General features: G+C 74.0%; 7 protein-coding genes. 3 read left to right on the forward strand and 4 right to left on the reverse strand.

Going from position 1 to position 8,655, the window contains the following annotated elements; translation table 11 throughout:
- Nucleotides 1-220 precede the first annotated feature (220 nt).
- On the reverse strand, nucleotides 221-3,979 hold the full coding sequence (locus tag GTW43_RS33760) for a S8 family serine peptidase (protein ID WP_161305783.1): 3,759 nt from the start codon (nucleotides 3,977-3,979) through the stop codon (nucleotides 221-223).
- 195 nt (nucleotides 3,980-4,174) lie between these two features.
- On the opposite strand from GTW43_RS33760, the gene GTW43_RS33765 reads away from it, so the two are divergent.
- The 3 genes from GTW43_RS33765 (at nucleotide 4,175) to GTW43_RS33775 (ending at nucleotide 6,658) form a co-directional block, all read left to right on the forward strand.
- Nucleotides 4,175-5,155: a LuxR family transcriptional regulator gene (locus tag GTW43_RS33765; RefSeq protein ID WP_161305784.1), complete on the forward strand. Its 981-nt coding sequence runs from the start codon at nucleotides 4,175-4,177 to the stop codon at nucleotides 5,153-5,155.
- Nucleotides 5,156-5,247: 92 nt separating this feature from the next.
- On the forward strand, nucleotides 5,248-5,730 hold the full coding sequence (locus GTW43_RS33770; protein WP_161305785.1) for a DUF456 domain-containing protein: 483 nt from the start codon (nucleotides 5,248-5,250) through the stop codon (nucleotides 5,728-5,730).
- 184 nt (nucleotides 5,731-5,914) lie between these two features.
- The gene (locus GTW43_RS33775) at nucleotides 5,915-6,658 is read left to right on the forward strand and encodes a DedA family protein (RefSeq protein ID WP_161305786.1); all 744 of its coding nucleotides are present in this window, start codon (nucleotides 5,915-5,917) and stop codon (nucleotides 6,656-6,658) included.
- On the opposite strand, the gene GTW43_RS33780 is transcribed toward GTW43_RS33775, so the two are convergent.
- The 3 genes from GTW43_RS33780 to GTW43_RS33790 form a co-directional block, all read right to left on the reverse strand.
- Complete coding sequence (locus GTW43_RS33780) at nucleotides 6,597-7,262, reverse strand: YceI family protein (RefSeq protein WP_161305787.1); 666 nt, start codon at nucleotides 7,260-7,262, stop codon at nucleotides 6,597-6,599. The two genes, GTW43_RS33775 and GTW43_RS33780, sit on opposite strands and share 62 nt — an antisense overlap.
- A gap of 178 nt (nucleotides 7,263-7,440) precedes the next feature.
- Nucleotides 7,441-7,944, reverse strand: a complete 504-nt coding sequence (locus GTW43_RS33785) for a methylated-DNA--[protein]-cysteine S-methyltransferase (protein ID WP_161305788.1) — start codon at nucleotides 7,942-7,944, stop codon at nucleotides 7,441-7,443.
- A gap of 5 nt (nucleotides 7,945-7,949) precedes the next feature.
- The coding region (locus GTW43_RS33790) for an AlkA N-terminal domain-containing protein (RefSeq protein ID WP_272922589.1) at nucleotides 7,950-8,655 on the reverse strand (706 nt) is incomplete at its 5' end.

The following is an 8,655-nucleotide window of genomic DNA, read 5'->3' on the forward strand; positions in this document are numbered from 1 at the left end:
CGGCGGCGATCTCGTTCTCGTACAGCTGCCCCCACCAGTCGTCCTCCTGGGCCGGTCGACCGGTGGGCCTGTCCCCCTGCTGGCTCATGCCCTTATTGTCCACAGCAAGGGGCGCCCGAAAACGGGGCATCGGGAAATCCGGACACGAAAATGGTCCGCCGGACGACCCCACCCCCCACGGGAAGGCCGTCCGGCGGACCGGTTCAGGTGACGGCTCGAACTAGCGCACGTCGTACGCGCGGTGCACGGTCTGGGTGACCGCGTTGCCGTGCGCGTCGGTGACCGCGACCTTGACCGTGACCTGCTCGCCGGTGGCTCCGGCGTGGTCCACGGACGCGGTCCAGGCTCCGCCGTGCCGGGCCGTCGGCGCCTCGGTCCAGGTCTCCCCGTCGTCGTACGAGTACGACAGGGCGACCTTCGTGAGCGTGCCGGGTGTGTACCCGGCGTGGCCGGTGACCGACAGGCCGATCCGCTGACCGTCCTTCGCGGGGAGCGTCTTCAGACCGTCCTCGGGGAGCGTGAGGTGCGGGAACAGGAGCGGGATGCCCTGCGAGTAGACGTCCTCGTCGAGGTGCGAGCGGAACGACCAGGTGGTGGAGGTCCGGTGGGAGCGCTGCCAGGCGTCGATGCTGCCCGCCTTCGACGTCTCCATGGTCAACTCGTAGGCGGCGTCCTGCGACGGGACCGTGAAGACCCCGGACGGCCAGGAGCTCTCTCCGACGACCTTGCCGCCGCTCTCCAGGGTGAGCCGGCCCATGTCGCCGAACGAGCCCTGGACCCCCAGGTGTTCACCGTCGCCCCAGAAGCCGGGTGCGACGCCGATCAGATCGCCCTGGCGTTCGGCGGCCAGCGCCTGCTCACCGGAGTCGTCGAGCGGGGTGGTCGGGCCGACGACCCCGCCGTACCACTGCTCGGTGCGCTTCTCGCGCTTCTTGTACGTGCGCACCGGGTCGATCATGTACTCGCCCCAGGGGAAGCTGCTGGACACCATGTGGCCGAAGCCGGTGGTGCCGGGCGAGTACAGCTCGGTGCGGGTGAACGGGGCCGGGACGGTGGCGAGTTCGCCGATCGACGCGGTCAGTCCGTTCGGCCGGGCCATCGAGGGGATGTCCAGGTAGTCACCGGCCTTGCCCATCGCGCGGTAGGTCGCCGTGTTCGCGGCGAGGTCACGGTCGCGGACCCGGTAGACGCGGTCCGAGCGGATCTGGCCGGTCTCGGGGAAGGCGAGCGTGTAGACGTACGGGCTCTTCGCCGTCGCCTTCCAGCGCAGGACGGTCCGCCCGGCGGCGACCCGTGCGGCGAGGTCCTTGCCCTCGGCGGTCTCGACGGCGAGGACCGGCAGCGGTCCGCCGACGAACCCGGCGCTCGGGTACCAGCGGCCCGCGGCCTCCCGGTACAGGACCAGGCCCTTGACGCCCGCCGCGTCGGCGTCCCGGGACAGGGTGCTCACCGAGCCGCCCTCGGGCAGCTTCACCAGGGCCAGCTCGCCCTTGGCCGCGGCGAGGTCCTCGGGGCTGCCCGACCCGCCGTCGACGAGGGCGGCGGAGCCGGTGCCGTCGAGATTGGCCGAGTTGGTGGAGCCGACGGCCGGGTGCAGCGTCGGGCCGCCCTGGACGGCGAGTTCGGAGAGCTGGGGTGCGGCGGCCCGCCAGAAGCTGTCGAACTCGAAGTCGCCGTCGTGGGCACGGCCCTGGACGTCGGCGTAGTAGCCGTCGAGTCCGCGGCCGCCCTGGACGGTGGCGGCGTGCAGCCACGTGTCGTCCCAGCTGCGGGCGAAGCCGAGGGTGGCACCGCGCACCTCGGCGGGCCGGTCGGTGCGGATGCCGAGCCGGTGCGCCCTGCGGGCGTCGAGGACGACGGTGGTGTCCTTGGCGATGTCGACCTGCGGGCGGCCGAGGAAGGTCGCGGAGTCGGCACCGGTGCCGTCGGCGGTGGGCGTCTCCACGAAGCTCGACAGGAAGTAGGCGCCGGGCCGGATCCGGTAGGTCTGCTCGGCCGCGCCCTCGTTGAAGCGCCGCTCGCCGGAGGCGTCGTCGGTGCCGATGACGTCGATCGAGGTGCTGCCCGCGGCGGGCTTGCCGAGCCGGTCGAGGACCTTGACCGTCAGGGTGACGGTCTCCGGCTGCACGTACAGCGAGAACGGGGTGCTGATGTGCACGCCGCGGGGCCCGGTGGCGACCACGCGGCCGGTGACGTCGCCGTACTGGGCGGCCTTGAGCCGCGCGTCCGGGTCGAGCGCGAGCGGGACCCGGACGGTGCCGCCGGCCGGGACCGTGACGGTGCGTGCGCCGAGCCGGGCGACCGTGCTGCGCACGGTGGAGCCGTCGTTGCCGGTGACGCGGTCGACGTCGAGCCTCAGCTTCACCGGCCGGTCGGTGGTGTTGGTGTAGGGCACGTCGACGGTCGTGCGGTCGGCGCTGCTCTGCGGCCAGTCGAAGCTGCCGCCCTGGACGGCGTCGGCGCCCAGGACCGTCTCGTCGATCGCGGCCTTGACGTCGAGGCGGCCGCCGCCGGTCTCCCGGACGTCGCCCGGGATGTCGTCGTCGGCGGAGGAGACGAGGGCCGCCTTGATCTGCTGGGCGTCCCAGTCGGGGTGACGCTGCTTGACGATGGCGGCGGCGCCCGCGACGTGCGGGGTGGCCATCGAGGTGCCGCTCATGGACTGGTACGCGTACAGACCGCGGCCGCCCGCCGCGGCGGCGGAGATGTCGACGCCGGGTGCGGCGATCTCCGGCTTGAGGGTGTGGGTGCGCTGGACGGGGCTGCGGCTGGAGAAGCTCGCGGTGGAGTCGTCGCGGTCGACGGCGCCGACGGTGAGGACGTCGGGCACGCAGCCGGGCGAGGAGACCGTGTTGGCGGCGGGGCCGGAGTTGCCCGCCGCGATGACGAAGAGGGTGTCCTTCGCGGACCGTGCCAGTTCCTGCGTGGCCTGCGACATCGGGTCGGAGCAGTCGAGCTCCGAGGGGTTGCCGAGGCTCATGGAGACGACGTCGGCCTTCTGGTCGACGGCCCACTGCATGCCGGCGATGATCCACGAAGTGGCGCCCTCGCCCTGGTCGTTGAGAACCTTGCCGTTGAGCAGGGTGGTGCCCGGGGCGACGCCCTTCTTCCTGCCGTCGCTCGCGGCACCGGTGCCGCCGACGGTGGACGTGGTGTGGGTGCCGTGCCCCTGCCGGTCGTCGGCGCTGTCGGAGTCGGTGAAGTTCTTCGACTCGGCGACGCGGCCCTTCAGGTCGGGGTGCTCGGTGTCGACGCCGGTGTCGAGGACGGCGACCTTGGTGCCCTTGCCGTCGTAGCCCGCGGCCCAGGCCTGGTCGGCGTGGACCTGCTTGGTCGACTTGTCGAGAAGTGCCTTCACCTTGGCGTCGAGCCACAGCTTCTTCAGATCGCCCGCGGCACGGGAGGTGTGCCGGGTGACGTCCGTCCAGAAGGCGGCGGCCTTCTTCTTGTCCGCGGCGAGGGCGACGCCGCCGACGGGCGCGAGGACCTGGCCGCGGACCGATCCGCGGGGCGCGGCGGGCGCGCTGCGCGCCACGTCCACGGACCGGTCGTAGGTCGCGATGAGCGGCAGGGTCTCGCTGTGGGCGTCGTCGTAGCCCTGCCGGATCAGGCCGGTGACGTTGAAGAGCTCCTCGTCGACGCGCCCGGCGGCGAGGGCGTCGACGGCGCCCTCGGGGTACACGTAGACGTCCCGTCCCGACTGCCGGGTCTGGAGCAGCGGGGTGCTGCCGTCCTCGGCGGGCAGGGCGGTCGCGGTGGTGGTGCCGTCGGTCCCGGTGGTGACCAGGACGCGGTCACCGGTGACCAGGGTGACGGTCGCTGTCGTGCCCTTCTGGGCGGCGGCAGCGGCGGGGCTGCCGGTCAGAGGCCGTCCGCGGTCCGGGGCGGCCCCCTCCGCGGCCCCGGACGGAACGGCCGCGGTGACGGCCAGGGCGGCGGCGGTCGCCGCCCCCAGGGCCGCACGCGATATCGGGCGCATCGCTCGCTCTCCCCACGTGACTGCGCAGGTGAATACGGGGCGAACCCCGTATTCCCGGCGGGTGTTGATGCTGCGGTGGCGTCACATTGGCAGAGTGGCGGCCGGTACAGGGAAGATGAGCGCGGCGGGTTTGCGCCGTGGCTCTTTCCCGCCACGGGGCGGCGGAACGGATGGCCGGGGAGGGGCATCACACGGATGTTGGGTGCGATAGGTCTGGACGAGGTGCACGAGTCGGCGTACCGCGCACTGGTGGCGGTGGGCGCGGCCGAGGTGCCCGACCTCGCGCGCCGGCTCGCCCTCGCCGAGCACGACACCGAGCACGCGCTGCGCCGCCTGGAGCGGCACGGGCTCGCCGCCCGTTCCTCGGCGCGGCCGGGCCGCTGGGTGGCCGCGCCGCCCGGAGTCGCGCTGGGCGCGCTGCTCACCCAGCGGCGGCACGAACTGGACAAGGCGGAGCTGGCGGCCGCGATGCTCGCCGAGGAGTACCGGGCGCAGGCCGCCGAGCCGGCCGTGCACGACCTGGTCGAGGTGGTGACGGGGGCGGCCGCGGTCTCCCAGCGCTTCCTGCAGATCCAGCTCGGTGCGGCCGAGGACGTGTGCGCCCTCGTCACCGGGAACCCGGTCGCGGTGTCCGGCATGGACAACGAGGCGGAGCCGCAGGCCGTCAGCCGGGGCGTGCGCTACCGGGTGGTGGTGGAGCGGGAAGTCCTGTCGATGCCCTCGGGCCTGACCGAGCTGTCCGCGGCGATCGGCCGGGACGAGGAGGTGCGGGTGGTGGACCGGGTGCCGACGAAGCTGGTGATCGCCGACGGGGCACTGGCCCTCGTGCCGCTGACCGCGCGGACCTCGGAGCCGGCCGCGCTCGTCGTGCACGCGAGCGGGCTGCTCGAGTCGCTCAGCGGGCTGTTCGAGGCGGTGTGGCGGCAGGCGCTGCCGCTCCGGCTCGGGGCGAGCGGCGAGGCCGTGGAGGTGGGCGCCGACGGGCCGGACGGGCCGGACCTGGAGATCCTCTCGCTGCTGCTGGCGGGGCTGACGGACGCGAGCGTGGCCAAGCAGCTGGACCTGGGGCTGCGCACGGTGCAGCGGCGGGTGAAGCGGCTGATGGAGCTGGCCGGTGTGACGACCCGGCTGCAGCTGGGCTGGCACGCCTACGAGCGGGGCTGGGTCGCGCGCTGATCCGGTCCGCAGCCCCGTGCCCGACCGGCTCCGGTGTCCGGTACGGCGCATTCTCGATCGCCGGACGGGCGTGACCATGGCAACCTGAGCTCATGGGAGCGTGGGAACTCCTGCTGGTCGGGGCCGTGATGGCGCTCGGCGTGTGCGGAGTCCTTGTACCGGGCGTGCCGGGCTCGTGGCTGGTGTGGGCCGCGGTGGCCGTGTGGGCGCTGCGGGACCCGAGCGGGCTCGCGTGGGGGGTCCTCGTGGGCGCCACCGCGGTGCTGCTGGCCGCCCAGGTGCTGCGCTGGCAGCTGCCGCCGCGCCGCCTGCGCCAGGCGGGCGCGACCCGCAGGCTCGTCGTCGCGATGGGGCTCGGTGCGGTGATCGGCTTCTGTGTGCTCCCGGTGATCGGCGCGGTCCCGGGGTTCGTCGGTGGGATCTACGTCTCGGAGCGGCTGCGGCTCGGCGGTCACGGGGACGCGCTGGCGTCGACCCGGACGGCGATGCGGGCGGGCGGCTCCAGCGTGCTGGCCGAGCTGTTCGCGTGCCTGCTGATCGTGGGCGCGTGGGTCGGGGCCGTGATCTGGGGCTGACGCCCGCCCCCGGCAGCCGGAGCGGGCGGGACCCCTACGGAAAACCGCGGCGCACCGGCGCGGATCTGCGGACTTTGCCGAACGGTTACCCTCGTGGTGGTGCTGATTCGCCGCTTCCGGCCTGGACGAGGCGCGGGGCAGCCGCCTCGGACGGACCTCGTCGCCCAGCCCCTGGAGACCGCGTATGCACGTCGTGAACCTGGCCGCCGCCGCGGAGCCCACCGGTGGCGTCGCGGGCTGGGCCGCCGGTCTGGTGGACCGGCTCGGCGGGCCCGGCGCGGGGCTGGCCATCGCCCTGGAGAACCTGTTCCCGCCGCTGCCCAGCGAGGTGATCCTGCCCCTGACGGGCTTCGCGGCCGGGCGCGGCGCCATCGGCCTCGTGCCGGCCCTGCTCTGGACCACCCTCGGCTCGGTCGTCGGCGCCGCCGCGCTCTACGGCATCGGCCGGGTCATCGGCCGCGAGCGCATGTACGCGCTGTGGGGCCGCCTCCCCCTGGTGAAGGTCGCCGACCTGGAGCGCACGGAGGCCTGGTTCCGCCGGCACGGCCCGAAGGCGGTGCTGCTCGGCCGGATGGTGCCGGTCATCCGCAGTCTGATCTCGGTCCCGGCGGGCGTGGAGCGGATGCGGCTGCCGGTCTTCCTGGTCCTGACCGCGCTCGGGTCCCTCATGTGGAACACGGTCCTGATCCTCGCCGGGTACGGACTCGGCGACCGGTGGGACCTCGTGGAGACGTACGTCGGCGTGATCTCGAAGGCCGTGCTCGCCGCGGCGGCCCTCGCGGTGGCGGCGTACGTGGCCGTCCGGCTGCGCGGCCGGGGCCGGGGCGAGTGCGGGCGCGCGTGCGGATGCGCGGTCGCGGGAACGGCTACCCGGGCTGCTCGGCGCGGATCGCCGAGATGTCGAACTGGAGCCGGACCTTCTCGCTGACCATGGTGCCGCCCGCCTCCAGGCGCTGGTTGTAGACGAGGCCCCACTCGGTGCGGTCGATGGTGGTGGTGCCGTCGAAGCCGGTCCGCTCGAAGCCGAACGGGTCGAGGACCGAGCCCAGGTAGTCGAGCTGGAGCTCGACGGGCCGGGTGACGTCGCGGATCGTCAGGTCGCCCGCCATCGTGAAGGTCTCGCCGCCGTCGTGGACGGTGGAGGTGCTGCGGAAGACCATCTCGGGGTGGCGGCGCGCGTCGAAGAAGTCGGGGCCGACGAGGTGGGCGTCGCGCTGCTCGACGCCCGTGTCGACGCTGGCGACCCGGATGACGAGCTCGGCCCGGGAGTTCTCGGGCCGCGTCCCGTCGAAGTACAGGGCGCTGTCGTAGTCGGCGAAGGCGCCGCGCACCGTCGTGACCATGGCGTGCCGCACGGAGAAGCCGATGCGGCTGTGCGGGCGGTCGACGGTCCAGTGTCCGCTCAGGGCGCGCAGCCCCGGGTCGAGCGTGGCGGTGGCGCCGCCGCCGGCGGTGCCGGGGAACGGCGTGGCGGGGCCGGCGGCCGGCAGCGGGTCGAGCGTCTCGGTCCGGCGGCGGCTGAAGATACCCATGAGCGCGAGGCCCCCTTCGAGTTGGTCACTCCGTGTTATCACGGGGCTCGGAGGGGGCTCTCAGCGAGATGGGCGCGCTCGTCCGGCTTCCATGCCCTCGCCTGCAAAGTTGCACAGAACCGCCATGATTGTGGATGCACGGCGGGGTGGCCGGGACTCACCGAACGTGACGCGGCGCTCAGATGCAGCCCTCCAGGGTCAGCAGCTGCACCTTCCGCTCGAGGCCGCCCGCGTACCCGGTGAGGGAGCCGTCGGCACCGATCACGCGGTGGCAGGGGCGCAGGACGAGGAGCGGGTTGGCCCCGACGGCGCCGCCGACCGCGCGGACGGCGGCGCGCGAGGCGCCGATGCGGGCGGCCACCTCGCCGTAGGTGGTGGTCGCGCCGTACGGCACGGCGTCGAGCGCGTCCCAGACCCGGCGCCGGAACTCGGTGCCCTCGGGCCGCAACTCCAGCGTGAAATCCTTGAGTTCACCCGCGAAGTAGGCGTCGAGCTGACGGCCCGCCTCAGCGAACAGCCGCTGGTCGCGCACCCATCCGGCCCCGACGCTCCGTCCGCCCTTCTGCCCGGGGACGGACAGGGAGGTCAGCACGCCGTGGGCGTCGCCGGTGACGAGCAGCTCGCCGAGCGGGCTGCCGAAGACCGCGTAGTGCACGGCCGGTGTGTCGTTCATGTCCGTCATGGTGCTCACAACTGTCCTTCTACGTAGAGGTGTTGACGTGCATAGGACCGCCAGGGCCGCCAGGCCCCGGCCGCGGACGCGCCGGACTCCTCGCCCGGCGCCTGGGCGTCGGGGTCGCCGAGGGCGCGGGTCCGGATCAGGGCGACGGTGCGGGCGTCGATGCCGGGCAGGGTCCGCAGCACGGCCTCCGCGTCGTCCCGGTCGGCCCCCGGGTCGAGTCGCAGGGTGCCGTCCGTGAGGGCCCGGGCGAGGGCGCCGAGCGTGCCCGGCTCCGCGACGAGCTCGGACGGCGCCGGGAAGATCCGTTCGAGCACACCGCAGGGCGCGTCGAGCCGCTTCCCGTACCGCCGGACGAGCCGCCCCGCCTCCCCCGCACCCACCACGGCCCGGACGGCGCACTCCTCGGCATCCACGGCCCCCGGCGAGCGCAGCCCCGGCCGGGCCGCCACGAGCGGGGCGAGCCGGGGGTCGGCCCCGAGCCGTGCGTCGATCGCGTACGGATCGGCGTCGAGGTCGAACAGCCGGCGCAGCCGTCCGACGGCGGTGGTCAGGTCCCGCAGGTCGGTGAGGTGGATCCGGGCGTCGAGCCAGCCGCCGCGGTGCTCGGCGCCCGCTCCGGGCTGCTCGTGCGCGGCCTCGTCGACGGACACGATCCCGGTGCCGTAGGGCAGCCGCAGCGTGCGCCGGAAGACCCGGGCCCCGGGGCTTCCA

It is taken from the genome of Streptomyces sp. SID5785, from assembly GCF_009870065.1.
Taxonomy (GTDB): Bacteria; Actinomycetota; Actinomycetes; order Streptomycetales; family Streptomycetaceae; genus Streptomyces.

Coding starts and splice junctions, on each gene's coding strand:
- GTW43_RS33760 (WP_161305783.1), bottom strand. CDS start 3,979: ATGCGCCCGATATCGCGTGCGGCCCTGGGGGCGGCGACCGCCGCCGCC.
- GTW43_RS33765 (WP_161305784.1), top strand. CDS start 4,175: ATGTTGGGTGCGATAGGTCTGGACGAGGTGCACGAGTCGGCGTACCGC.
- GTW43_RS33770 (WP_161305785.1), top strand. CDS start 5,248: ATGGGAGCGTGGGAACTCCTGCTGGTCGGGGCCGTGATGGCGCTCGGC.
- GTW43_RS33775 (WP_161305786.1), top strand. CDS start 5,915: ATGCACGTCGTGAACCTGGCCGCCGCCGCGGAGCCCACCGGTGGCGTC.
- GTW43_RS33780 (WP_161305787.1), bottom strand. CDS start 7,262: ATGGGTATCTTCAGCCGCCGCCGGACCGAGACGCTCGACCCGCTGCCG.
- GTW43_RS33785 (WP_161305788.1), bottom strand. CDS start 7,944: ATGACGGACATGAACGACACACCGGCCGTGCACTACGCGGTCTTCGGC.